General features: G+C 42.8%; 22 protein-coding genes. 10 read left to right on the forward strand and 12 right to left on the reverse strand.

Translation table 11 applies throughout. From position 1 onward, the window contains the following. Nucleotides 1-13 precede the first annotated feature (13 nt). The gene (locus F891_RS07245; RefSeq protein ID WP_005262951.1) at nucleotides 14-1,075 is read left to right on the forward strand and encodes an enoyl-CoA hydratase/isomerase family protein; all 1,062 of its coding nucleotides are present in this window, start codon (nucleotides 14-16) and stop codon (nucleotides 1,073-1,075) included. Between the two features lie 78 nt (nucleotides 1,076-1,153). On the opposite strand, the gene F891_RS18060 is transcribed toward F891_RS07245, so the two are convergent. From F891_RS18060 to F891_RS07270, 5 genes are all read right to left on the reverse strand, one after another. After that, nucleotides 1,154-1,324, reverse strand: a complete 171-nt coding sequence (locus F891_RS18060; protein WP_005262953.1) for a hypothetical protein — start codon at nucleotides 1,322-1,324, stop codon at nucleotides 1,154-1,156. 172 nt (nucleotides 1,325-1,496) lie between these two features. Then, nucleotides 1,497-2,366 (reverse strand): SDR family oxidoreductase, encoded by an 870-nt coding sequence (locus tag F891_RS07255; RefSeq protein ID WP_005262956.1) that lies wholly within the window; start codon nucleotides 2,364-2,366, stop codon nucleotides 1,497-1,499. Between the two features lie 316 nt (nucleotides 2,367-2,682). Beyond that, nucleotides 2,683-3,429 carry an IS5-like element ISAba31 family transposase gene (locus tag F891_RS07260; protein WP_005262957.1) on the reverse strand — a complete coding sequence of 249 codons (747 nt, stop codon included), beginning with the start codon at nucleotides 3,427-3,429 and terminating at the stop codon, nucleotides 2,683-2,685. Nucleotides 3,430-3,597: 168 nt separating this feature from the next. Beyond that, complete coding sequence (locus F891_RS07265; RefSeq protein WP_004280273.1) at nucleotides 3,598-5,052, reverse strand: amino acid permease; 1,455 nt, start codon at nucleotides 5,050-5,052, stop codon at nucleotides 3,598-3,600. Between the two features lie 417 nt (nucleotides 5,053-5,469). Continuing rightward, nucleotides 5,470-6,972 carry a MocR-like pyridoxine biosynthesis transcription factor PdxR gene (locus tag F891_RS07270; protein ID WP_005262958.1) on the reverse strand — a complete coding sequence of 501 codons (1,503 nt, stop codon included), beginning with the start codon at nucleotides 6,970-6,972 and terminating at the stop codon, nucleotides 5,470-5,472. A gap of 328 nt (nucleotides 6,973-7,300) precedes the next feature. Between F891_RS07270 and F891_RS07275 the strand changes: the two genes are divergently transcribed. The 3 genes from F891_RS07275 (at nucleotide 7,301) to F891_RS07285 (ending at nucleotide 11,647) form a co-directional block, all read left to right on the forward strand. Then, a complete protein-coding gene (locus F891_RS07275; protein ID WP_034439540.1) occupies nucleotides 7,301-8,572 on the forward strand; it encodes a Glu/Leu/Phe/Val family dehydrogenase in 1,272 nt (423 codons plus the stop codon). Nucleotides 8,573-8,919: 347 nt separating this feature from the next. Then, nucleotides 8,920-10,182, forward strand: a complete 1,263-nt coding sequence (gabT, locus tag F891_RS07280; RefSeq protein ID WP_005262962.1) for a 4-aminobutyrate--2-oxoglutarate transaminase — start codon at nucleotides 8,920-8,922, stop codon at nucleotides 10,180-10,182. 16 nt (nucleotides 10,183-10,198) lie between these two features. After that, nucleotides 10,199-11,647: an NAD-dependent succinate-semialdehyde dehydrogenase gene (locus tag F891_RS07285; RefSeq protein ID WP_005262964.1), complete on the forward strand. Its 1,449-nt coding sequence runs from the start codon at nucleotides 10,199-10,201 to the stop codon at nucleotides 11,645-11,647. Between the two features lie 203 nt (nucleotides 11,648-11,850). Here the strand turns inward: F891_RS07285 and F891_RS07290 are convergent, their stop codons facing one another. The 3 genes from F891_RS07290 to F891_RS07300 all read right to left on the reverse strand — a co-directional run bounded on the left by F891_RS07290 (nucleotide 11,851) and on the right by F891_RS07300 (nucleotide 14,728). Continuing rightward, complete coding sequence (locus F891_RS07290) at nucleotides 11,851-12,132, reverse strand: helix-turn-helix domain-containing protein (protein WP_004280265.1); 282 nt, start codon at nucleotides 12,130-12,132, stop codon at nucleotides 11,851-11,853. Next, on the reverse strand, nucleotides 12,125-13,429 hold the full coding sequence (locus F891_RS07295; RefSeq protein ID WP_005262965.1) for a type II toxin-antitoxin system HipA family toxin: 1,305 nt from the start codon (nucleotides 13,427-13,429) through the stop codon (nucleotides 12,125-12,127). Before F891_RS07295 ends, F891_RS07290 begins: the two co-directional genes overlap by 8 nt. 249 nt (nucleotides 13,430-13,678) lie before the next feature. Then, nucleotides 13,679-14,728, reverse strand: a complete 1,050-nt coding sequence (locus F891_RS07300) for a Rieske 2Fe-2S domain-containing protein (RefSeq protein WP_005262966.1) — start codon at nucleotides 14,726-14,728, stop codon at nucleotides 13,679-13,681. A gap of 310 nt (nucleotides 14,729-15,038) precedes the next feature. Here F891_RS07300 and puuE point away from each other — a divergent pair, with 310 nt between their 5' ends. From puuE to F891_RS07325, 5 genes are all read left to right on the forward strand, one after another. Then, entirely contained in the window at nucleotides 15,039-16,001 is a 963-nt protein-coding gene (gene puuE / locus F891_RS07305) for an allantoinase PuuE (RefSeq protein ID WP_005262967.1), read from the forward strand. 143 nt (nucleotides 16,002-16,144) lie between these two features. Then, complete coding sequence (gene uraD, locus F891_RS07310) at nucleotides 16,145-16,648, forward strand: 2-oxo-4-hydroxy-4-carboxy-5-ureidoimidazoline decarboxylase (protein WP_005262968.1); 504 nt, start codon at nucleotides 16,145-16,147, stop codon at nucleotides 16,646-16,648. Continuing rightward, nucleotides 16,645-16,965 carry a hydroxyisourate hydrolase gene (gene uraH / locus F891_RS07315; protein ID WP_004280258.1) on the forward strand — a complete coding sequence of 107 codons (321 nt, stop codon included), beginning with the start codon at nucleotides 16,645-16,647 and terminating at the stop codon, nucleotides 16,963-16,965. Before uraD ends, uraH begins: the two co-directional genes overlap by 4 nt. 30 nt (nucleotides 16,966-16,995) lie before the next feature. Continuing rightward, on the forward strand, nucleotides 16,996-18,354 hold the full coding sequence (locus F891_RS07320) for a nucleobase:cation symporter-2 family protein (RefSeq protein ID WP_005262969.1): 1,359 nt from the start codon (nucleotides 16,996-16,998) through the stop codon (nucleotides 18,352-18,354). A gap of 128 nt (nucleotides 18,355-18,482) precedes the next feature. Further along, nucleotides 18,483-19,196, forward strand: a complete 714-nt coding sequence (locus F891_RS07325) for an outer membrane protein OmpK (protein WP_005262971.1) — start codon at nucleotides 18,483-18,485, stop codon at nucleotides 19,194-19,196. 54 nt (nucleotides 19,197-19,250) lie between these two features. Here F891_RS07325 and F891_RS07330 read toward each other — a convergent pair whose 3' ends face one another. From F891_RS07330 to alc, 3 genes are all read right to left on the reverse strand, one after another. Next, entirely contained in the window at nucleotides 19,251-20,555 is a 1,305-nt protein-coding gene (locus F891_RS07330; RefSeq protein WP_005104965.1) for an IS4 family transposase, read from the reverse strand. A gap of 217 nt (nucleotides 20,556-20,772) precedes the next feature. Beyond that, nucleotides 20,773-21,303, reverse strand: coding sequence for an ureidoglycolate lyase (locus F891_RS07335; RefSeq protein ID WP_005262974.1), 531 nt, complete (start codon nucleotides 21,301-21,303; stop codon nucleotides 20,773-20,775). A gap of 12 nt (nucleotides 21,304-21,315) precedes the next feature. Beyond that, nucleotides 21,316-22,320, reverse strand: a complete 1,005-nt coding sequence (gene alc, locus F891_RS07340) for an allantoicase (RefSeq protein WP_004280253.1) — start codon at nucleotides 22,318-22,320, stop codon at nucleotides 21,316-21,318. Nucleotides 22,321-22,530: 210 nt separating this feature from the next. Here alc and hpxO point away from each other — a divergent pair, with 210 nt between their 5' ends. Continuing rightward, nucleotides 22,531-23,688, forward strand: a complete 1,158-nt coding sequence (gene hpxO / locus F891_RS07345; RefSeq protein WP_005262976.1) for an FAD-dependent urate hydroxylase HpxO — start codon at nucleotides 22,531-22,533, stop codon at nucleotides 23,686-23,688. 81 nt (nucleotides 23,689-23,769) lie between these two features. Here the strand turns inward: hpxO and F891_RS07350 are convergent, their stop codons facing one another. Beyond that, nucleotides 23,770-24,693, reverse strand: coding sequence for a LysR family transcriptional regulator (locus tag F891_RS07350; protein WP_005262978.1), 924 nt, complete (start codon nucleotides 24,691-24,693; stop codon nucleotides 23,770-23,772). Nucleotides 24,694-24,710 lie beyond the last annotated feature (17 nt).

Here is a 24,710-nt window from a genome sequence, read left to right on the forward strand (position 1 = left end):
AGGAACAAAAAGAATGAGTGATGAAAATAATTTAGCGATTCGGGTCGCAGGGGGGCTGGGCATTATCAGCCTGGACCGCACCAGCCATTTAAATGCCTTAACCCTGGCGATGATTCAGGGCATTCAGGCGCAACTCGATCAGTGGCTGCATGAACCACAGGTACAAGCGGTTCTGATCAATTCCAACAGTCCCAAGGCGTTCTGTGCCGGAGGAGATATCCGCTATCTGTATGACAGCTATCAGGCCGGCAATACCCAATATCAGGATTTTTTTGCCACTGAATATAAGATGCTGAGCACCTTGCGTAATTTTCCAAAGGCCGTGATCGTGATGATGGATGGCTATGTACTGGGCGGAGGCTTTGGATTGGCTCAAGCCTGTCATATCAAAGTTACGAGTGAAAAATCACGTTTTGCCATGCCAGAAACTGCGATTGGTTTTTTCCCCGATGTCGGTGCTACCCATTTTCTGTCCCGACTGGATGAAGTCGGTGTCTATATGGCATTGACTGGTGAGCAAATCAGTAGCAGTGATGCGCTGTATCTGGATCTGGTGGATTATCATGTGCCGAGTGAGCGTTTTGCTGAACTGGAAGCAGCATTGATTGCAGCACCGGTATTAAACCCGATTGAGATTCAAAAGATCATTAGTTCCTATATTACGCATCCGGTAGAAAGCGAGCTGCAAAAACGTGCAGATCTGATTAATCAGCATTTTGGCTATCAACACCTGGAGGAGATTGAACAGAGCCTTGCTCATGCAAGTAGTGCAACTAATCAGGAATGGGCCAATAAAATGCTGACCATTTTGCAGCAGCGTCCGGTGATGGCAAAACAGACCAGCCTGAAGTTACAGCAAGCCGGACAGAATTTGTCGCTGGAAAAATGTATGCAGCTAGAACGGGACTTGCAGGATGTCTGGTTAGAGCAGGGCGATTTTATTGAAGGGGTTCGTGCGCTGATTATTGATAAGGACAAAAATCCACAATGGCGAACCGAAAATGCAAAATTTGAACAAACACTGGAAAAGCTCTGGCCAGCATGGACTCAGCAGCGTATCGAAAATATTACTTAAAGCTGATGGTAAAAGACCCTCTATAATTTAATTATAGAGGGTCTTTGTATCTGTCCCATACTTTCATCGACATGAATTCTATTTAGGGGGACGTTTTCTTTTTCTTGCCGCCACTTGTTTATTGACCGTCGACCAAGCGATACGTTCGGCTTCTTCTTCAGAATGCCCACGCGCTTTTTCGCTTTCTTCAATATGTTTGGCCTGCCGTTTCTGCTTCTCGGTATAAGCTGATTTGTCACCTCTAGGCATCTTAATATCCTCATCAGGTTTGGCTGAAATTACTATAACAAGAGCTTATTTTTACAAGGGTAAGTATTTGTTGGAATCATTTTATAAAAACCTAATTTTTTAAAATATGAAAATCTAAAGATTAAATAGATGAAGATAACGGTCAGCTAGAACCGCTATCTTCTGTGCCAGATTAGCCGTTAATAATACTGCCGCCATTCACATGAATCACCTGACCTGAAATATAGCTGGCTTCTTCACTGGCCAGAAATAAATACGCCGGTGCTACTTCACTTGGCTGGCCCATGCGGCCCATTGGGGTACTTTTACCAAAATCTTTAAGCTGTTCTTCATCAAAACTGCTCGGAATTAATGGTGTCCAGATTGGCCCTGGCGCGACTCCATTGACGCGAATGCCCGTTTTATTTTTTAATAAATTGGTGGAAAGGCTTCGGGTAAATGTCGTGATGGCACCTTTGGTACTGGCATAGTCAATCAGCTGATCATGTCCGTGATAACTGGTAATACTTGTCGTATTGATAATGCTGTCACCTTCTTGCATATGTGGAATCACCGCCTGAGTCAGGTGGAACATCGACAAAATATTCACATTAAATGTTTTAAGTAATTGCTCGGGCGAGATATCGGTAATACTTTCTTTCGGGTATTGAACCCCGGCATTATTGACCAGAATATTAATCGTTTTAAATTCCTGAAGGGTCTGCTCCACCATTTTCTTGATTTCATCTTGATCTTGTAAATCACATTGAATCAGCAGACAACGGCGGCCTTCATCTTCCACCATTTTTTTGGTGTCCCGTGCATCCTGATCTTCATCCAAATAGCAAATGGCAATATCGGCACCTTCGCGAGCAAATAAGACCGATACAGAACGGCCAATTCCGCTATCACCACCAGTAATCAAGGCAACTTTGCCTTTTAATTTTTCACTGCCTTTATAATGCGGTTTAATAATTTCCGGTGCAGGGTCCATTTTGGTTTGCACACCCGGTTGATGGTCTTGTGTTTCAGTTGAAGCTGGGGTTTCAGGATAATGATTCATATCTTTTCCAATTCCAATGATTGTGGCCATATAAGAAAAAATATATTAGAAGCTTTTAGGCAAAATGAGGCTGGACTCAACATTTCATAACAGAATGTATTCGAGATTTATCAATTATTCGTTGAAACGGATCAGGTTGAGCAACCACAACAGAAAAAGCTGATGGAACAGCTTCTGGCTACACTTTGATAGCGGAGGTGGTCTTGAAAGGTGAAATTTGATTAGGAAAGGTGAGGTATCAACGGAGATTTAAAATCTAGACATACATAGGCCTTTTTTACTGGGGTCTGTTGACACTTACTGTTCATAATTAACCCTATAACGGTAGCCATAAAAATATACAGGCTAAGGCAACAGAACTTTGATAATTTCTCTTGAGCTTGTCATATCGAGTAGCTATTCCTCTAAATTGCTTTAATCTACAAAACATATTTTCAACTAAATGCCTGATTTTATATAAATACCAGTCCATATGGTCATTGTTCGATTGGCTATTCGTTTTCTTTGGTATATTCGCTTTAGTCCCTGTTTTCCTGATCTGTTCACGCAGTGGTTCTGAATCATAGCCTTTATCTGCACATACCACTTTTGTCTCTTTTAAATCTAATGTTGATATTAAATCAGGTGCAACTTTAACATCATGTGTGGTTCCATCGGTAATCATGAAATCAATAGGATTGCCATGTGCATCAACAATCAAATGTATTTTTGAGGAGTTTCCTCCTACACTTTTAGAAATAGATTGATTCGCTATGCCGGCAGAATGTTGATGAGCACGTACATGAGAGCCATCAATAAAAATCCACTCCATATCGGGGCATGAGGCTAGTAATTTGAATAATCTAAGTAACTTACCGCTGCTTGACCAACGATTAAAACGTTTGAAAATAGAGTTTGAATGACCAAAACAAGAAGGAATATCTCGCCACGGACAGCCTGTTCTAATTCTATAGAGAATAGCTTCAATAAAATTGCGTAAATTTGAGTTGTGGTGAATGGATAAATTACGCAGAATAACTTTCAACTTTTGCCAGTGTTGATCTGTCAGCATGGTACGAGGCATAGCGAATAGTAAAATTGGGTTTGGTGATTTGATTTTACTACTTCGCTATTTTTTTAAGCTAAAAGTGTCAACACACCCTGGGCTTGTATATAAAATAAATGGAGAGTTTTTTAACTCTCCATTTATTTATTCATTCTGATGTGTTTAAAAAATTTCTATAGAAATAAATTAAAGATTATCACTTAAATTAATTCTGGCCTGTGCTGCCTTTTCCTTTTTGGCTGAGGCTTTACCCCAGTTAAACTTTTGTGCACAGATGCCTAAGCCCACAATAAATAATGCAAGCACACTGGTATAAACCACTTCTTTAAAATAGGTTCCTTCAATAATCATGGTAATTAAAGCGCCGACAATAAAGATAATGACCAGATAAGTGAGCCATGGGAATAACCACATCTTGAATGGAATATTTTGTCCTTCAGCTTCCAGTTTTTTACGTAACTTAAGCTGAGAAATGGCAATAGCAAGATAGACATATAAAGATACGGTACCAGTCGCTAACATCAAGACATCATAAATATTCATACTTTCGGTGGCAGTCAGATAAATCGCCACGAAAGAAAACAGGCTTGAAAAGATGACACCTACCCATGGGCTGTTATTGCGGTTGGTTAAACCGAAACTCTTTGGTGCATCTCCACGTTTCGAGAGGGAATAGACCATGCGTGAACAGGTATAAAGTGCGGAGTTAAAGCAGCTACATACCGAGGTGAGCACGACAAAATTAACAATATGGCGTGCTTCTGGAATACCGAGTGCAGTAAGCGCTACGCTATACGTACCCCAGGTCGGATCTTTCAATAAAGGATTATTGTGTGGAATCAGGCAAACCGTAATCAACATTGAACCGACATAGAATAAAATGATACGCCATACAATTGAATTAGCGGCCTTACGAATTTCCTTGGCTGGATCTTTGGTTTCAGCTGCTGCTACGGTGACAATCTCTGCTCCCATATAAGCAAACATTACACCCAATAAGGCCGTGATCACCGATGAAAACCCATTGGGCATAAAGCCTTGAGCGGTTAGATGAGTTGTACCACCGAGCATAGAGGCATCGCCCCAAGGCCACAGGTGCATCACGGCCAAACTACCAAACACCAGAAACAGTACAATGGCAATAACTTTGATCAGGGCAAACCAGAACTCGAATTCACCAAAGTTTTTTACGTCACGGAGATTAATCCAGACCAGTGCTACAGTGACCAGAAGCATATAGCCCCAGATCGGGATAAATGGAAACCAGCTATTTAGGATTTTCCCGGCAACAAAGGCTTCCCAGCCCATGAGCAACGTCCAGAAAGACCAGTATAACCAGCCGATAGAAAATCCAGCCCAGCGCCCGATTCCACGATCCGCATAGGTTGAAAATGAACCACTGTCGGGATTCAGTACCGCCATTTCTCCCAGCATACGCATGATGAGTAAAACTAATATTCCACCTAGAGTATAGGCAATGAGTGCAGCCGGTCCTGCAGAATAGATGACATTACCGGAGCCGACAAAGAGTGCTCCACCAATGACACCGGCAATTGAAATCATGGTGAGATGGCGTGATTTAAGTCCGTTTTTTAAGCCGTTTGATGATTCGGAATTGGAGAAATGTTGATGTTCTGCCATATAATTTCCCTTAATATCAATAGCGTAGCGGCAATAAAATTCCTTATTTGGCTTACGCTATCTTATCCTTTGAAACTGTAACCGAATTCATCAGTGCTTGACCAATATTAAGTTAATCTTAATAAAATGAATCCTTGTAGCCCTATAGACAGGATCACACTTTGATTAAAGTACGGTTACATGCTGTTCATGTATGCGGTTAATTTCTCTTTTTTGTTGTAAAGTGACGAGAGCCATTTTTGAGCAATTCAAAGGAGCCAATTGGCTTAAGAGATAAAAAATATAAGCAGGCCATATTTACAGAAAAATAAAGCTTACCTAAAATATCAGGCTAAAAGCAGGTTTACGTTCCCTTTAAAAATAAATTAAAAGCTTTTTGATTTTAAAAATATAATTGTATTGATCCTTAAGTTTTTACTAAGTTAAAGTGCGGATCCGATGCTCGCGCAAGCACTTTAACAATATCCCGAAAGCCACCAGAATTTCCTGTTCACTCACACAGGCAAAGCCCAGTAATAATCCTTTCTGCCGGGTGGAATAATGTTTGGTATAGTATTGCGATAAGGCTCTGACCTTGATTCCCAGTTCAAGCGCTTTGGATGCAATCAAGACATCATCACTGCTGCTCGGCAATTTTAAAATCAGATGCAAACCGGCGGCGGTATTGTATTCATGCAGAAAATCTTCACCTAAATGTCGGCGAATCAGGTCAATTAAAAAAGCGTGGCGTTTACCGTACAATAAACGCATCCGTCGGATATGCGCTTCATAATGTCCTTCACGGATAAATTCAGCCAGTGTTTGCTGATCGATTAAGTGACCACCACGATAAAGTTCCGAAGCTACAATTCGCAATGAAGAAAAGAGCTGTTTTGGTACCACTAAATAGCCAATACGCAGGGCCGGATAAATCGTCTTACTGAACGTCCCCATATAAATCACCGGAGAATCCGGCTCTAAACCTTGTAAAGAAGGATAGGGCTGGCCCGAGAACCTGAACTCGCTGTCATAATCATCTTCAACAATCCAGCTATTGTGCTGGCGTGCCAGTGCAATTAACTGTTTGCGCCGTTCTAAACTTAAATGTGAGCCCAAAGGATACTGATGCGACGGCGTCACAAAAATCAGTTTAGGTGGTTTCTTGGGATGCAGATCGGGAATAATCCCTTCCTGATCCACCGGTAAGGAACGTAGATTGACGCCATTAATTCGTAAAATATTACGCGCGCCCCAATAGGCTGGATCTTCGATCCAGACCTCATCGCCTATGTCGCTTAAAGTACGCGAGACCAAATCAATCGCCTGATGGGTGCCTTCGGTAATAATGATCTGATCAGCATCGCACTGCACTGACCGGGCAATTTTCAGATATTCTGCCAGCTCCTGACGCAGTTCTAGGGAGCCACCGGCATTGCTGTAAATCAGGTTGTTAACTTGAGGTTCACGGCTCAAACGCGTTTGGATTTTGCTGAAAATATGATGCGGAAATTCGGTTACATCGGGTGCGCCCGGTACAAAGGCTCCCCATTGATAAGGCGAAGCCGCGGAATAGCCGAGCAAGTAAGAACCGCGTTGCGACAGATTATAATTTTGCTGTGCTTTTTTTTCTGCAACGGCAGGAGAATTCTGTTCTGCCTTCACCAAAAAGGATTCGGGTAATTTCTCTACTACCCAGGTACCTTGGCCGGTACGGGCATCAACATAACCCTGTGCCTGTAATTGTTCATAGGCATTTAACACCGTATTACGCGATACCTGAATCTCTTTGGCCAGATCACGTGATGCAGGCAAGCGGGTTTTGGGAGCCAATACGCTATCAATAATCGCGTTACGCAAGCAGCGGAACAGGCGCATCTGTAATGTTCCTGTGACATCTTGCTGCAATCGCTGCAGTAAATAATCTCCAAGCAAGCTACGCAATTGGCTCTCTCCTACAAATTTGAAATGGCTCTCGTGAGAGCGGTATTGCTAGGTGCAAAATAGTCTGATCAGGCAGTCATTGTAAAGTGTCTTGTATGCGTTTTGATCATGTACCTGCGGCTTGAATGCGAGCATACAGGCGGGCAGGCAATATACACAGATACCGATTAAAACTAAAGCGGAAAATCTAGACACTGATTTTGTTTGGAGCTCGCTGAACTAAGACCTGAATCAAGCAATGATTGCCATAACAGCCGAATAGAGATGTGTTGCAGCCGCCAGGACATACGACTGCATATAACAAAAGGATCATAGAATGAACATGATGATGAAAGGATTGACCTATACCGAGCAAGGTACAACGGCCTGGAACAATTATCTTAAGCAACTGGATAAAGTAGCGCCTTATCTGGGTGAGCTGAGTGAACGACTGGACATGCTGCGACGCCCAAAGCGCAGTTTGATTGTCGATGTTCCGGTCATCATGGATGATGGTACGGTTCAGCATTTTGAAGGCTATCGTGTTCAGCACAATTTAACTCGCGGTCCAGGCAAAGGCGGCGTGCGTTTTCATCCAGATGTCAATTTAGATGAGGTGATGGCTCTGTCGGCCTGGATGACGATCAAATGTGCTGCTCTAAATTTACCTTTTGGCGGTGCCAAAGGCGGTGTGCGAGTTGATCCGAGCCAGCTTTCCAAGCGCGAACTGGAACGCTTGACCCGACGTTATACGGCAGAAATAAATTTAATTATTGGGCCGCAAAAAGATATTCCTGCGCCGGATGTTGGAACTAATCCACAAATCATGGCCTGGATGATGGACACGTTTTCTATGAATGCGGGTTCTACGATTACTGGTGTGGTTACCGGAAAACCGGTGCATCTGGGTGGCTCCTTGGGCCGCAGTAAAGCCACAGGTCGTGGTGTGTTTATTAGCGGGCGTGAAGTTGCCCAGCAAATCGGTCTGGATTTAAAAGCTGCCCGGGTCTGTGTGCAGGGCTTTGGTAATGTCGGCAGTGAAGCTGCGCTGCTTTTCCAGGAAAATGGCAGCAAAGTGATCTGTGTTCAGGACCATTCTGCCACCCTGTATCAGGAACAGGGAATTGATATTAAAAAGCTGCTTGAATACTCCAATACCCACCATAAAATTCAGGGATTTTCTGCCAGCGATGAAATTTCTGCATCAGATTTCTGGAGCATTCCTGCCGAAGTCTTTATTCCGGCAGCGTTGGAAGGTGTGATTAATACTCAGGTCGCGCAAAATATTCAGGCCAAAATGATTCTGGAAGGTGCCAATGGTCCCACTTTGACTGAAGCGGATGAAATTCTGAGTGAGCGTCATATTACGGTGGTGCCAGACGTGATCTGCAATGCGGGTGGCGTGACGGTCAGCTATTTTGAATGGGTTCAGGATTTGGCCAGCTACTTCTGGACTGAGGAAGAGATTAACCAGCGTATGGATGCCAGCATGAAAAATGCGGTACAGGATGTATGGCAAAAAGCAGTTCAGGCCGGATGTTCTTTGCGTACAGCCGCTTATATTCTGGCTTGTGAACGTATTTTAATGGCACGTCAGGAACGAGGGATCTATCCGGGTTAAGCGAAGTTTTTGCAACATGGATTAATTGATTAAACCGACTGGATTTAATCCATGATGACCTATCCTAAATTTTTGCAATGGATTTTTAAATTGGCTTCTTTATTTAAAAAGGAGCCAATTTTTATTAAAAATATAAATAACTGTTTATAAATAAAATAATTTTATATTTTGACTATTTTACTCGTTTTAAATAGACCAATTGGCTCCTTCCATCTGCTGCAAAGTGGCTCTCGTCTCATACGTATAAAAGCGCAAAATGAACCATATCAGCCAGTCTTTGGCAAATTTCTATCCCAAGATCCGGATAGCAAAATTTACAACGTATGAATCAAGAATGAGGATACAAAATGGACAGTAAACACTCAGCACTGAATGCACGTAAACAGCAGGCGACACCACGTGGTGTTGGGGTCATGTGTCAATGGTACGCAGAGAAAGCAGAAAACTCGACCATCTGGGATGCAGAAGGTAATCAATATATCGACTTTGCGGGCGGGATCGCCGTACTGAATACTGGCCATCGCCACCCTAAAATTATTGCTGCGGTCACTGAACAATTAACCAAATTTACCCATACAGCTTATCAGGTTGTACCATACGAGAGTTACATTGCTCTGGCAGAACGTATCAATGCACGCGCTCCCATCCAAGGTGCTGCAAAAACCTCATTCTTTTCGACTGGTGCTGAAGCTGTCGAAAATGCAGTTAAAATTGCCCGTGCCCATACTGGCCGTCATGGCATTGTGACTTTTGGTAATGGTTTTCATGGCCGTTCATTTATGACGATGGCCATGACCGGTAAAACTGCACCTTATAAACGCGACTTTGGGGTGATGCCTGGTGGTGTTTTCCATGCCCGTTACCCGGTGGAATCCAAAGGCATTAGCGTAGATGATGCAATGCAAAGCATCGAAGACATTTTCGCAGAAGATATTGCTGCGCATGACGTAGCAGCGATTGTGCTTGAGCCTGTACAAGGCGAAGGCGGATTTAATGTGGTGCCTGCAGAATTCCTGAAACGCTTGCGTGTACTATGCGATCAAAACGGCATTTTACTGATTGCTGATGAAGTACAGTCTGGCTTTGCGCGTACAGGTAAATTGTTTGCGATGGATTATTATGAGACCAAGCCAGATCTGATTACGATGGCAAAGAGTCTAGGCGGCGGTTTCCCGATCTCAGGCGTGGTAGGTCGTGCTGAAGTCATGGATGCACCAAATCCAGGTGGATTGGGAGGCACTTATGCAGGTAACCCGGTTGCTGTTGCGGCTGCCCATGCGGTACTGGATATCATTGAAGAAGAAGGTCTTTGTGAGAGAGCGAATGATCTAGGCGCAGAACTGGTTGATGTTTTACATGAACTGAAAATGTCTTCTAGCATGGTTAAAGAGATTCGTGCACTGGGCTCAATGGTGGCGGTTGAGCTGGAAACTGCGGAACAGGCAAAAGCTGTACAAAACCATGCCATGCAAAATGGTCTGTTAATCCTGACCTGCGGTCGTTATGGTAATGTAATCCGTTTCCTATACCCGCTCACGATTCCGGCAGAACAGTTCCGTGCGGGATTGGCTATCTTGAAACAAGGGTTTGCAATGTCTGTTGCAGCCTAATGAAAGAGTAATGATCATGCTTCAAGCGCAATATAGAGATTTATTACAGCATCCTGATATCAGCTTCGATCAGCCTGCCACGGATGAATATATTGAAGTCAAAGATGCAGCAACCCAAGCCACTTTGGCATGGGTAAAATCCCATGACCGGGCATCTGTAGAACAGCTGATTGCTCGTTCTCAGCAAGCACAGAAAGTCTGGAAAGCCAAGACAGCCCTCGAACGTGCGGATGTGCTTTGGGCCTGGTTCAATCTGATGCAGGAACATAAAGAGTCTTTGGCTCAGATTCTGACCGCTGAACAGGGCAAGCCACTGGCTGAGGCGCGTGGTGAAATCGGTTATGCCGCTTCCTTTATCCGCTGGTTTGCCGAGCAGGCGCGTCGTATTGATGGTGACGTGTTGACTCCAACGCTTTCCCATCAACGTTTATTGGTCATTAAACAGGCAATTGGGGTAACAGCTGCGATCACGCCATGGAATTTCCCGGCGGCGATGATTACCCGTAAAGCCGCGCCAGCTCTGGCTGCTGGCTGCTCAATGCTGGTTAAACCGGCTGAACAAACGCCTTTAACCGCCTATGCGCTTGAGGTTTTGGCCTTGCGCGCAGGTTTACCACAAGATGTATTGCTGCATGTTAGTGGTGATGCGGTTGAAGTGGGTCAGGTCTTATGTGAAAGCGAAACCGTGAAAAAGTTAAGCTTTACCGGTTCGACTCAAGTCGGCCGCATCCTGATGCAGCAATGTGCGCCGACCATCAAAAAACTGTCCTTAGAACTTGGTGGCAATGCACCGGTTCTGGTCTTTGATGACGCTAATCTTGAACAGGCGGTACAGGGCATCATGGCGAGTAAATTCCGGAACAGTGGACAGACCTGTGTGTGTGCGAACCGGATTTATGTACAAGATGGCATTTATGATGCGCTGGTAGAAAAACTGGTGGCTGCCGTTGCCAAGCTGAAAGTGGGTGATGGCCGTGATGAAGCCTCTACTCAGGGTCCATTAATTGATGAGGCTGCAATTGAAAAAGTGCAGTCACATATTGCCGATGCATTGAGCAAAGGTGCACAGGTGAAAACCGGTGGACAGCGCTCAAATCTGGGCGGTACATTCTTCGAACCTACGCTTTTGACTGAAGTTACCCAGCAGATGCGTATAGCAAAAGAAGAAACTTTTGGACCGTTGGCGCCGTTATTCCGCTTCAAGACTGAAGAAGAAGCGATTCAGATGGCAAACGATACGGAATTCGGTCTGGCCACGTATGTATTTACCCAAAGTACAGCACGTCAGTGGCGTGTAGGCGAAGCCTTAGAATACGGTATGGTGGGAATCAATACCGGAGCTATCTCTAATGAGGTTGCGCCATTTGGTGGAGTCAAGCAATCGGGATTAGGCCGTGAAGGATCTAAATTCGGTATGGATGAATATCTTGAAATGAAATATTTATGTGTTGATATTTCTTCATAATGACGTTTCGCAAGTAAACATATTCATTAAAAACTGATGAGACAATGTCAGCCTCCAGTGAATCTCGTGTTTAATTTAAACCGGGATTCCTGTAATGAAGCAAGGATTTAACAGACAGATTGGAGCAGGGCATATTTTCAGTTGTTAAGCCATTCTTCTTCTCTAAAATTCCCCTAAATATCAATTAAAGCATCAGATTTCTATCAGGATTTAACCCTAATTTCTAACTTTAAGCCAAAAGCATCCAGTAATTTTTGCATAGACTTGAGTGTTGGATTGCCTTCCGGTTGTTCCATTTTCTGTAGAGTCTGGGGAGCAATCTTGGTAATTTTAGCCATATCGTTGAGCGTGAGGTGCAACTCGGTACGAATGAAACGAGCAACCTGATGAAAAGGCCAGTCAGGATTATTACTGACGGTTTCAAGTACAGACAATCTCTTTTGCATCTGTTGAATCGGGGTCAGGGGCTTGAAACGTTTATCCATGATTCAGCTCCTCCAATTGTTGGCAAATATTATCAATTCGATACTGACTATTTTCCAGAATTTCAGGTGCCAATTGCAGATGCTGCATGTGCTCGAGTAATCCCTGATAAAGTGGTAATTGCTCGATTAACACCGCTTTGATTTCTTTTGGATCAATCATCGTGCTTTCGGCGATCTGTTCAATGACTGAATGCCAAATTGGCATACCACCATGATCATCTCGCTTCCAACGCGTAGTCCGGGCAATACCATCTGGATGGAGCCACATCGGCGCAAAGTCAAATAATGGGGTTAGTTGAATGATTCCTTTATTGAAACGTTGAATCGCTGTATTACGGGTATGATTATCCTTATTACCTAAAGCGACATTGGCAAGATCACGCTTCAAATATTCAAAGATTTCCTGTTTTGGTTCAGTACAGCATTGCATCAACAGGCTACAGATCTGGTTATGGTTCATTCTTACCCCAAAACCGGCTTTTCCTCCCAGAGAAGCAATACTTTCCTGGGCAATTCTTTCAACCTTCCCATCGCTGACTTTACGGTCAAATCGGGGAATAAATAAAGTCTTACCATGCAGCTCCAGTTCCTGATGAACACGAAGTCCCAGGTATTGGGCAATTTTCATATATAAGGCTTCGTGCATCAAAATTTTATCTAGATTCTGATCACTGCCACGACTGAATTTCACCAGCCAATGCTGTTTGACCTGATGATCTGTCAGCGTGTGATCCAGATAGAACAGGTCATCATGACCTTGAGTCAGCAGTAATTTTGGCCACTCGCCCTGAATACCAGAAGAGCCGGCAATAAAAAGTCCATAAGAGGCTAAGGATTCAATAAAGTTTTCTTGACGTTCTACGACTTGGTCTAGGCTAAAGCCATGATTCTGCTGAACAGGAAACTGCCCCTGTAGCCATTCATAAGCCTCTTTAATCCGTAAATTACCAATCGGATTACCTGCACCCGCTTTTAGAAGCGCCCAGTCTGCTTGTTCCTGAGTGTTTTCAGAAAAATTAAGCTGACGGAGTAATTCTTTACGGCCATAACCTTGAGGTAACAAATCCATCAGGAAGGCTGGCCAGGTAGATTGCAAGGTATTTTGCACATTTACTGGTAAATGATAGGCTAGCGCATGCCCATCGCTTAGGTCCATATAAGAAATAGCATATTCAAATAGATATGATGTGCGCGTGGCTGCTTGCCATCCAGTTTGTTGTTGACCGACAATCTCAACAATAGCGCAATCCAGCCATTCATCTTCCTGATAAATCTGCAGTGTGCAATATTGATCCATAATTTTATTAAAATAGTAAAGTAAAGTGATTTTATTTATTATATACCTATTTTAATAAAAAACTAATTTTATCTTCTTAAAGTTCTTTATCGTTCTAAAAGGCCTTATCTTCACCAGAATACAAGGCTTATGAGGATATATAACAAGATGTATCCTGTTAGAAATCACGATATAACCCAATTGATTTTTAAATATCAGAGCATCTCTAACCCTTACTACCTATAATCGCTTTTTCACTTGAATGAACTTTTAAGCAGCAAATAAAGGACTAAATCCCCGTTTGCGTAGTAATTTTCGGTACATACTCGAGCTTCGATCTGCCGGAAAATGCGCTTCTAAAGATAAGTCCAAAGGTAAATATTCAGGTTTCTGATTTTCTACAATTAAACGATCTTCCTCGAAAATTTTTAGATTAAATGCGTAGGCATCTTCAACCGGTAAATCTTTATCATAATTGCGGCAAATAGGCGCAAAAAGTCGTGTTGAACGCGCAGTCATGGGTGAAGCCGCATTCATGATGACCTGCTTGGCATGATTTGGAAAATGAATCGTAAGTGTTGCAGTAAAGGGTAGGCTCACTTCAAAATGACGTAACCATTTAAAATCTTCCTGGCCACGCTGCTCTGTTCCGATCGGATAACGTCCCACACTACTGATATAATCTGCATTAAAACCAACATCCGTTTCTGTCGTACTGTAATCAGGAACTTCTACATCCTCCGGATCACCAAAAGTATCGGGATGCACCCAGGCAAAATGTGCCACATCAATAAAACCTTCGAGCTGTCTTCCTGCAAAACATTGAATGTCTATCTGAGGGCAGACCAGTTGCTGATACTCAGCATCATCCCAAAAAGGCATGTTAGGAATATGAGGTTCTGCATCTTTTGTAGCGCTTAATGAACACCAGATCAGACCATACTTTTCTACCGCAGCATAAGTTTTCAAATGGAAACGTTCCGATATTTTATGCTGAGGATGTGCAGGAATACGGTTGCATTTACCTTCATTGCCAAAGCGTAAACCGTGATAACGACACACCACGCCTTGGCCGTCATTTTTTCCCAAGCTTAAAGGTACACCGCGATGCGGACATGCATCTTTCGCCACCACCAGTTCATCGTTCATTTTATAAATCACCAGCGGCATATCAAGCAGCATGCTACTTGTTGGCTGATCTGTAATATCACGCGCAAGTGCAATCGGATACCAGTACTGAGCCAAAAGATGCCAGTCATGTTCCTCGAATGTCATATGGACTGGTAAGTCGGGACTAAAAGCGGCGATATTTGTATTCATAATGGGTTCTGTGTCATGACCTTTAGCTGGACTATAAAACAGCAATGTGTTCTATGAAATTTCAATTAACAGGACATAGGATTGCGTAAATCAGAACACTGACCAGCGATTAAAAACAAAATAAGCATCTTTCCAGGTTTTTTATGTTCAACCACGCAAATATTGAGATGGGATATTTCTAAGCTTAAATCTCGCTGAAAATATTTTTTAAAAAGCGTGCTCTCAATTTCAATGCTCTAGTTTGGCGCATAAATTGCTTATCACGCGTATAGACCATTGATCATTTACTCAGAATCCACAAGGAATTGATGTGACGACTAGCTACTTACGCGGACAAGAACTTATCGAGAGCATTCGCAGTGCACCTTATTCGCGTGACCTGATTGGTTATCATGGCGAACTACCAAAAGTGCAATGGCCAAACGGCGCGCGTGTCGCGGTACAGTTTGTGCTGAATTATGAAGAAGGTGGTGAAAACCACATTGAACATGGTGATACAGGATCAGAACAGTTTTTATCTGAAATTATTGGTGCTGCCAGCTTTCCAGACAAACATATGTCGATGGATTCGATGTACGAATATGGTTCACGTGCTGGCTTCTGGCGGATTCATCAGGAGTTCCAGAAACGTGGTTTGCCGATGACTATCTTTGGGGTCGGCATGGCATTGGTACGTAATCCTTATGTGGTAGAGGCGATTAAAGCAGCCGATTATGATGTCGTTTCACATGGTCAGCGCTGGCTACATTATCAGGACATGCCGATTGAAATGGAACGCCAATATATGGATCAGGCGGTCAGCGTTCTGGAAAGCCTGTTTGGTGAAGCACCGATCGGCTGGTATACCGGTCGGGACAGTCCGAATACCCGTCAACTTCTGGCTGATTTTCCTCAAATCAAATATGACGCTGATTACTATGGGGATGACTTGCCATTTTGGAGCACCTTGACCAATCAGGCAGGGGAAACACGTTCGCATTTGATTATTCCTTATAGCCTGGATAGCAATGACATGAAATTCAGTTCACCTGGCGGTTTTAATAGCGGGGAACAGTTTTATCAATATATCAAGGATGCTTTTGATGTGCTCTATACCGAAGGTGAAACTGCGCCAAAAATGCTGTCGATTGGCATGCACTGCCGTATTTTAGGACGGCCGGGACGTTTTAAAGCACTACAAAAGTTCCTAGATTATATTCAGAATCATGACAAGGTCTGGATTTGCCGCCGTGGGGATATTGCCGAGCACTGGTATAACCATCATGCGCCATAATCATAAAATATATTGGAAAAGATCAGTTTAGATGCTCTTTTTTGAGTCATGTACTTTATAAAAATAACAAACACATCAGCTTTGGCACTGTTATTGCAAAACCAGTTTTAAATAACCAAGCAATATAAACAGGCGATTGAATAGTGCAACTTGTTGAATTTAATCAAGCATCAGCAGAAGATGCGATGATCTTTTTAAAGCACTGTGTGCAAATACCCAGCTGGTCGACCGAGCTTGCCGCAAAACGTCCTTATGCATCGCTTGAGGATGTTTTGAGTGCAGCGAACCAACAGGCGGCGACCTGGAGTTGGGATGAAATTAAAACTGCGCTGGATAATCATCCCCGTATAGGTGAAAAACAGGCACAGGCTGAATTAAGTGAAATAGAAAAAGACTTTTCCCATCGTGAGCAATCCGGCATTACAGCAGATGACGATACCCAGCTCGCGCTGCTTAAAGGCAATCTTGCCTATGAAAAAAAATATGGGTTTATCTTTCTGATCAAAGCTGCTGGATTGAGCAGTGAAGACGTCCTTCAAGCCCTGAACTATCGTTTGCTAAATGATCCAGAGATTGAGAAACGTATTGTCCATCATCAACTGGCAGAAATTGCCTTGTCACGACTGGCTCAGGAGCTTCATGCATGATTAGCACGCATATTTTAGATACACATCTGGGAAAACCTGCGACAGACGTGGTGGTACGACTTTTTGCTGAAGACGGTCGCTTGCTTGCTGAGACAAAAACCAATACAGACGGCCGCGTCAGTGATTTTGGCATAGTCGATTTAAAAACAGGTATCTATAGTCTTGAGTTTTTTACATCTGCTTATTTTGAAGGTTTGGGTTTAGAAACTTTTTTTCCTAAAGCAGTTATTCATTTTTATGTGAAAGATGCATTCCAGCATTTTCATATTCCTTTACTGATCAGCCCATTCGCGTACTCCACATATCGCGGAAGCTGATTTTATATTTAGACTTTGAGGGTGAGAAAAATGACAGAACAAAGTAAAACAATATCACCTGAACATGAATATTTAGGTGCGGGGAAAAGTGTAGCTTATGGTTTGCAACATGTACTGACCATGTATGGCGGAATTATCGCACCGCCTTTAATCGTGGGAACGGCAGCCGGCCTAGAAGCCTATCAAATTGGATTATTGATTGCAGCGGCGCTATTTGTGGGTGGTTTAGCCACAATTTTGCAAACCGTTGGGGTGAAATATATCGGTGCCAAATTACCTTTGGTACAAGGAGTTTCTTTCGCTGGCGTTGCGACGATGGTGGCGATTGTGACTACAGGCGGTGGTTTGCCAGCAGTCTACGGTGCAGTCATTGTCGCCTCATTAATCGGTTTTCTCCTCGCACCTTATTTTTCCAAAATTATCCGTTTCTTTCCACCTGTGGTGACCGGTTGCGTCATTACTATCATTGGTTTGTCTTTATTACCTGTAGCAGTCCGCTGGATGATGGGCGGCAATCCCAAGGCACCAGAATGGGGAAGTGTCGAGAATATTGGTCTGGCACTCATGACTTTAGCTTTAGTGATTTGCCTGAATTTAAGCCGACACGCTGCTATTCGTCGCTTGTCTATTTTACTGGCAATTGTTTTAGGTTCAGTACTGGCTTATTTATTTGGTTTTGGTGATTTCTCTAAAGTTGCGACTGGGACATGGATTCAGGTACCTAGCTTCTTCGCCTTTGGACTGCCCACGTTTGAGCTCACTGCCATCATTTCCATGCTCATCGTTACGCTAGTGATCATGACCGAAACCACAGCAGATATCATTGCAGTGGGTGAGATTGTAGGTACCAAAGTGGATGCGGATCGTATCTCGAATGGCTTGCGTGCCGATATGTTATCGAGTGCGATGGCACCGGTTTTTGGTTCATTTATGCAAAGTGCTTTTGCGCAAAATGTCGGCTTGGTGGCGATTACCGGAATTAAAAGCCGATTTGTGGTCGCTGCGGGTGGCATGATTTTAGTAGTGCTGGGTTTACTGCCCATTATGGGACGTTTGATTGCTGCCATTCCTGTACCGGTATTAGGTGGTGCAGGTCTGGTACTTTTTGGAACAGTCGCTGCAAGCGGGATTCGTACCTTGGCTAAAATTGATTATAACGAGCAAAAAAATCTCATCATTGTTGCGACCGCTATTGCTGCCGGTATGATTCCAATTATTGATCATTCCTTTTATGCCAATTTTCCAAAATGGGTACAAACCTTGTTTCATTCAGGCATCAGCTCAACCTGCTTAATGGCCATTTTACTCAACCTGTTGTTCAATCATCTGAACTTATTTAAAAATAAAAGTACAGCAACTACAGAAATTGTGGCAAAGCTTCCACATTAGAAAATTTAAACCAGAATGAAAACAGTCCAGGAAAATGGGCTGTTTTTTTTATCAAAAATTAAAAATGTTGGCTTTGTTTTTGCTTAATTCAGAATGTGATTTTTTCATTCCACTGGGGACCCTTATTTATGAAATTCACTCAACTTACTGCTGCAACATTACTTGTATTGGGTGCGGCATCCGCACAGGCAAAACCGATCTGGCAAGACTTCAGTGTCACCGGACTTTATGGAGAAAACTATGAGGTGGTCGATGAGAAACAGGCGACTGCGACCTTTGAATATACGGCAAAAATAAAATATGCAGATGTCTTCTTCTTCATTGACCGTATGCGCGGCGCAGATGACTTTAAATCCAGTTATTTTGAATTTTCACCACGTTTAAGCTTGGGAGAAGTATCAGGCCAGAAACTTGCCTTTGGCCCGGTTAAAGATGTACTGGTCTCAACGACCTGGGAAGGTGGAGAAGGTTTTGATAACTTCCTCTACGGCGTAGGTTTCGATCTGGAAATTCCCTATTTCCGCTATGCTAGCATTAATCTTTATCGCGTGAATAATGAGAATATTGATGATGATTACCAGTTGACACTGACCTACGGCGTGCCAATTAAACTGGGAACTGAAGAATTTCTGGTGGATGGCTTCTTAGACTGGTCTACAGAAGAAGATACTCATGACAGCGAGATGAACTGGACCACCCAATGGAAATGGAATGTCGGTAAACACATTTCTCCAGACACCAATTTATATCTGGGGATTGAACATTCTATCTGGAACAACAAATTCGGTATCCCAAATGCCGATGAAAATAATGTCAGTGCTTTAGTGAAATATCACTTCTAGGCAAAGTGATGAAGAAATAAGTTAAAAGCCCTGATAAAAGGTAATGCCAGTCAGTTAAGAAATTGACTGGCATTTTCTTGGGTATTTCTGCGGTTTTCCTTTCACAACTCGTGGGCAACTTCTAACCCTTCTCTCAGGCAAAACATACCTCCTCGATTTCTCCAGTAAACTTTCTAGATGTTTAGGTAAATTCCCTGCGGAGTCTAAAGAATCAAATCTTAATATATTCAGGATGCTGATAGAGGCAATATGAAAGCTGATTCTCAAAGGACTGACTTTTGCACGTTGAGCCATATGTTTCATTTGTCTTCTTAGAATATTATAGGCAATGAAGACCCCCCATAATTCTTGATAAATTAAATCAGGTTGCTTGCTCCTCAAATGCTTACCTTCCTGTAAATCACTTTTGATTTCTCGGTAACACATTTCTATTTCCCAGCGCTGGGCATAAAGCTTCGCCAAGCCTATCAGTGGATATGCCTTTGAATCCATTAATGAAGTGATATAACGTCTAATTTTCCCTGCCTGCTCAACTTCAATCAAACGCGCTTCCCAATATTCTCCTAATGATGGATTTAGCTTCCTGGCTCTAGCTGAAAGAGGCATTTTGATTTGAAAGTCATGCGGGGAATTACGTTTAATGATCTCATAGCGTAAATTATCTTTTGCTCTCATTAACCAATGACTGGCTTCTACTCGTGTTTGCCAGTCAATCAAGAAATCAGCAGAGAAATAGGCTCGATCAAACAAGGTAATACTATGCGATGGAGGACATAATCGATTTGCCAGTGTAAGTTCACCCTGATCCATGCTACCTATTTGGGCATCAATGATTTCATGGGTGCTGGTATTTACCAGGCAGGTTGCTCTCACTTGTGGATAAGGGGCTGCAGCGGTTTTACCCTTAGATGAGCCAAAGTGTTCAAAATTCTCGTCTGTATAAGGCATAGACCAAACCACCCCGTCAACAGCACATACACTAAGGCCATGAAAGTTTGAGTATTGCTGTTGGGATTCTTCAAACCAGGCTTGGCTGAGTAGAGAAAACAAGGTATTCAAGGGCTCTCGTCCTAAACGTTGTCGTGCTTGCACTGCTGCACTGGGGACACAATATTCTGTTGTACCAAACACAAGTTTTAGTTGCTCTACGACATACCCGATCGGTTGATCTCGAAATAGGGCAAGCCCAATTACCAGCCATACCACATGTTCGGCAGGTAATTTTCTTCTCCTGATAGAAGCCTTACCTGTTTGATGTAGGCTTTCTTTAATCCAGTTTAAATCAATGAGTTCACTGAAATGGCTGAGTGAAGGCAAAGAATGTTGAAGGGTGCAATCTAAATTTTCAGATAAAGTCATAAAAAAAATGAGCGTATTGGCATACACTCATTTTTACTACATTTTTCTAATGTCTGCTTAACTGACTGGCATTACTGATAAAAGGGCTTTTTTTAATGCGTTTAAAATACGGGTGGTGTTTCAAAAAGTATGCTAGTTAATTCTGTCAATAGAGAAATTGAAAATAAGTAAATTAAATTCACTATATTTTTAATACTTTATGAGATTTCAATTGTGGTTAAAATATAATCAGCATACTTTTTGAAACACCACCAAATACGATCTGGATGTTTTCAGGAAAAGGATGAACATCACAATTTGATCCGCTACCTATACGATCCACTACGACAAACTCGCTGGGTGCTTCAAGGGTCAATAATGGATGATGCCAGGTTCCGGCACGATAATTTATCCCTTGAGAACCATCACTGATAAATACCTGAATCTGACTAATATCGGGCTGTGTATAATCAAGTTCAGGCGCTACAACGATTAAAAATTGCTGGCCGTGCATCGGAATAAAAGCCTGTGATCCTAGAGGATGCCTTTCCAGCATTGAGATTTGAAAAGGAATTGCCGTAGCTTGCATATTTCTAAAAATACTCAGTCCGACCTTGGTGTCACTTTCTACTTCAGCCAGGGCATGATAACGCTCAGTCTGCTGCTCATTGATATGAAAATAATGATTACCCTGACAGGCAATGACTTCTCCAAAAGGCAGAAAACTTTCAGTGCTTAAAGGCTGTATTTTTATACTTTGCATAGACATATCATTGATCACTCAAGCCAATTTTCCCCAGAGACGAATCCGGCTGATGCCACCGTCCGGAATCATGTTGACACGAATATGGGAAATTTTTTCGTGTTGTAAAATTTCATTGATGTAATGATGAATATGATCCATTTGCATAGGTTGGGCTGCTAACAAAAAAGGCCAGAACATGCTTTGTGGAATGAGTTGCTCATCGGTTGCATCCTCAACATAGATGGCTTGAATAGAAACCTCTGCAGGGAAATTTCCCTTAAAATGGGCGGTATCAATTTCAATTTTCTCGATTCGGGCACTGGCGCCTAAAGCCAAAATGCACCAGTCAAATCCTGGAGCACGACGCCGTTTGGTTTCCCAGCCATCGCCCATGTTAATGCCACGTCCCGGATTAATCAGATTGCGTGGATGTCCAAAATGCGCATCGCTATAGGCAACGACACGGCCACCATGTTCTAGTGCCAAAACATCTAGCATTTGATCACTATCTTGCAGATTGATTTTTACCTGACCATAGACCTTAAAACGTGCAATCCCACCGTCAGGATAAATATTCAAACGGACATGGGTAAATATCTGCTTTGCTGAAATCTGAACAATATGATGCTGGCTGGGGCCCAAGACATTATTTTCTATAATGCTGATCCATTCTGCCTGATCAAGATTTCCATCTGGCGCATAACATGCTTGCACAGCAGCAGAGGCCGGATAATTACCGCTAAAAAAAGTCGTATCAATATCCAGTGCCTGTATTTGACCTGCAACAGCAAGTTTAATGATGGCCCAATCATAGCCCGTGTGGCGCTTGCGACGGGTTTCCCAGCCATCCATCCATTTGCCATGCTCATCAAACTTGTCTTCGATAAAGACCGGTGCCTCAAATTGCAACATGCGTTTTGCTTCAGCAAAAAACTCATCTGAACATTCAAGAATTTCTGCGCCAATTCGGGCATCTGCAAGGTTAGTTAACTGCTGTACTGGAGCAGGCAGATCAAAAATTGGAGCTAATAAGGTCGCCATCTTAAATTTCCATCATTGGTATACGTCACATGAATATGCACTTTTATAAATACAAATTTAGGTCTTCTGCCTTTATAAAAACAGGACATTGAAGGAATTTAAAAGCACAGCGTGTGCCAACTCTTGCTATTTTTTTAGTGCATTTTTTTCAGGATGGCACGTTTTTAGCATTTTAGCTGGCAATGAAGATGAAATAGCCAGGAGGAATAGATGGAGATTGCAATTATTGGGGCAGGCATGGGCGGATTAACCACAGGAATTGCACTAAAAAAGTTCGGACATCGGGTCACCATCTATGAGCAGGCAGAACAGATTTTACCTGTCGGTGCTGCAATTTCCTTGTGGTCAAACGGGGTGAAGTGTTTGAACTATCTGGGCTTAACTGAACAGGTAGCAAAGTTAGGTGGCCAGATGAATGACTTAGCCTATATCGATGGTTTGAATGGCGAGGTCATGACGCAGTTTAGTTTGGCGCCGTTAATTGAAGAAGTCGGTCAACGTCCATATCCGGTATCGCGTGCTGAATTACAAAATATGTTAATGGATGCGTTTGGCCGGCAGGATATTCAGCTCGGTAAAAGAATGGTGTCTATTGAGGATAAGGGGCAACACGTTGAAATCGGTTTTCAGGATGGCAGCACTGTTTCTGCAGCATTATTGATTGGCGCAGATGGTACCCATTCCATGACGCGTCAGTATGTATTGGGCAAACAGGTTGAACGCCGTTATGCTGGCTATGTGAACTGGAACGGACTGGTTGAGATCTCTGAAGATTTAGCGCCCGCACAGCAGTGGACCACTTTTGTCGGTGAAGGCAAACGCGCTTCACTGATGCCTGTGGCAGAGCATCGCTTTTATTTCTTCTTTGATGTGCCATTGTCCGCAGGTCTGGAAAATCAGCGTTCGGAATATAAGCCCCTATTAAAACAGTATTTCTCTGGCTGGTGCCCACAGGTTCAGCGCTTAATTGACAGTATTGATGAGCAGAAAACCAATCGTGTCGAGATCCATGATATTGAGCCTTTTACCCAGTTTTATAAGGGCCGTGTGGTAATTTTAGGGGATGCAGCACATAGCACTACACCCGATATCGGACAGGGAGGTTGCCAGGCAATGGAAGATGCGGTCTATCTGGCACGTGCCTTACAAATTAATACGCTAGGTCTGGAAGATGCCCTGAAACGCTATCAGAATAAACGCAATGAACGCGCCAATGAATTGCTGCTACGTGCACGTAAGCGTTGTGATGTCACGCATATGAAAGATGAGCAAATTACCAAAGACTGGTATGCAGACCTACGGAAAGAGCAAGGCCCACATATTATGAAAGGCATTATTAGCAATATTGTGGGTAATCCATTGGATTAAAAACAGTTAATTTCATCATTAATATTAAATAAAAGCCGCGATTTTAGTTATCGCGGTTTTTGTTATTTAGGTATGAAAATACTACAGTTGCTGCACCTTGCTTTTTAAGGCTTCCATTTGTTCAATCATATGTTTAATCATCAACTGGGAAACGCGTGAAATCTGGCGTTTAGGCGCCACACAGAGGGCAATGGTCAGCGGATGCAGCCCTTTTTCAGAGATAGGTTTAAAGACCACTTCATCTCGCTCGACATACGGTAAAACATCGAGATAACTAAAAATTCCAATCCCGGTATTTGCCTTAATGAGAGTATTCATCAGACGGATATCATTCGATTCCGTTTTACGTACAGGTATAAATTGATGATGTTTATACAATGCCTGTACATAATCATGAATAATCAGGGGTTCGGCCGGAATAAAATGGTTGTCATTCAAGGTATCTGAAAAATAAATCTTTTCTGCTTGAGCAAGAGGGTGTGATTTACCCATCACAAAACCTAAAGGTAGTTCCAGAAAATGGAGGACTTCAATATGTTGATGGGATTTCGGATTCAGGATCAGGCCAAAATCCAGATCTGCCTCAATCACTTTTTTGGCTACGATTTCACTGTCTGCGACCCGGATATTAAAATTAATCCAGGGATAATTTTCATACATATATTGCACGGACTGCATGACAAAACCATCATTTAAGGCAGAAATTAAACCAAATTCGATGGTCCCACGCGTAAGCCCCTGAATTTCATCAAAGCGAATCCGGGTTTGCTGGAATTCTTTTTGCCATTTTATAACATCGGCATAGAGTAATTCGCCCGCCAGTGTCAGTTTTAAACCATTGGGCAAGCGCTCAAATAACATAATTCCCAGTTCTTCTTCAGCCAGAGCAATTTGCCGATGTACTGCAGACACGGAAATGAATAATTGATCTGCGGCCTTGCGTAAACTTCCCGTTTTCGCCACCGCGATAAAATATTCTGAAAATCGGGAAAAAGGCGTATTCATCAATTTAGTCAAGCAAG

This window comes from Acinetobacter sp. CIP 101966, assembly GCF_000369725.1.
Taxonomy (GTDB): domain Bacteria; phylum Pseudomonadota; class Gammaproteobacteria; order Pseudomonadales; family Moraxellaceae; genus Acinetobacter; species Acinetobacter lwoffii_Q.

Coding starts and splice junctions, on each gene's coding strand:
- F891_RS07290 (WP_004280265.1), bottom strand. CDS start 12,132: ATGGATAAACGTTTCAAGCCCCTGACCCCGATTCAACAGATGCAAAAG.
- alc (WP_004280253.1), bottom strand. CDS start 22,320: ATGGCGACCTTATTAGCTCCAATTTTTGATCTGCCTGCTCCAGTACAG.
- F891_RS07260 (WP_005262957.1), bottom strand. CDS start 3,429: ATGCCTCGTACCATGCTGACAGATCAACACTGGCAAAAGTTGAAAGTT.
- F891_RS07330 (WP_005104965.1), bottom strand. CDS start 20,555: ATGACTTTATCTGAAAATTTAGATTGCACCCTTCAACATTCTTTGCCT.
- F891_RS07265 (WP_004280273.1), bottom strand. CDS start 5,052: ATGGCAGAACATCAACATTTCTCCAATTCCGAATCATCAAACGGCTTA.
- F891_RS07295 (WP_005262965.1), bottom strand. CDS start 13,429: ATGGATCAATATTGCACACTGCAGATTTATCAGGAAGATGAATGGCTG.
- F891_RS07245 (WP_005262951.1), top strand. CDS start 14: ATGAGTGATGAAAATAATTTAGCGATTCGGGTCGCAGGGGGGCTGGGC.
- F891_RS07335 (WP_005262974.1), bottom strand. CDS start 21,303: ATGTCTATGCAAAGTATAAAAATACAGCCTTTAAGCACTGAAAGTTTT.
- gabT (WP_005262962.1), top strand. CDS start 8,920: ATGGACAGTAAACACTCAGCACTGAATGCACGTAAACAGCAGGCGACA.
- F891_RS18060 (WP_005262953.1), bottom strand. CDS start 1,324: ATGCCTAGAGGTGACAAATCAGCTTATACCGAGAAGCAGAAACGGCAG.
- F891_RS07275 (WP_034439540.1), top strand. CDS start 7,301: ATGAAAGGATTGACCTATACCGAGCAAGGTACAACGGCCTGGAACAAT.
- F891_RS07325 (WP_005262971.1), top strand. CDS start 18,483: ATGAAATTCACTCAACTTACTGCTGCAACATTACTTGTATTGGGTGCG.
- F891_RS07255 (WP_005262956.1), bottom strand. CDS start 2,366: ATGAATCATTATCCTGAAACCCCAGCTTCAACTGAAACACAAGACCAT.
- hpxO (WP_005262976.1), top strand. CDS start 22,531: ATGGAGATTGCAATTATTGGGGCAGGCATGGGCGGATTAACCACAGGA.
- F891_RS07350 (WP_005262978.1), bottom strand. CDS start 24,693: ATGAATACGCCTTTTTCCCGATTTTCAGAATATTTTATCGCGGTGGCG.
- F891_RS07300 (WP_005262966.1), bottom strand. CDS start 14,728: ATGAATACAAATATCGCCGCTTTTAGTCCCGACTTACCAGTCCATATG.
- F891_RS07285 (WP_005262964.1), top strand. CDS start 10,199: ATGCTTCAAGCGCAATATAGAGATTTATTACAGCATCCTGATATCAGC.
- uraH (WP_004280258.1), top strand. CDS start 16,645: ATGATTAGCACGCATATTTTAGATACACATCTGGGAAAACCTGCGACA.
- F891_RS07320 (WP_005262969.1), top strand. CDS start 16,996: ATGACAGAACAAAGTAAAACAATATCACCTGAACATGAATATTTAGGT.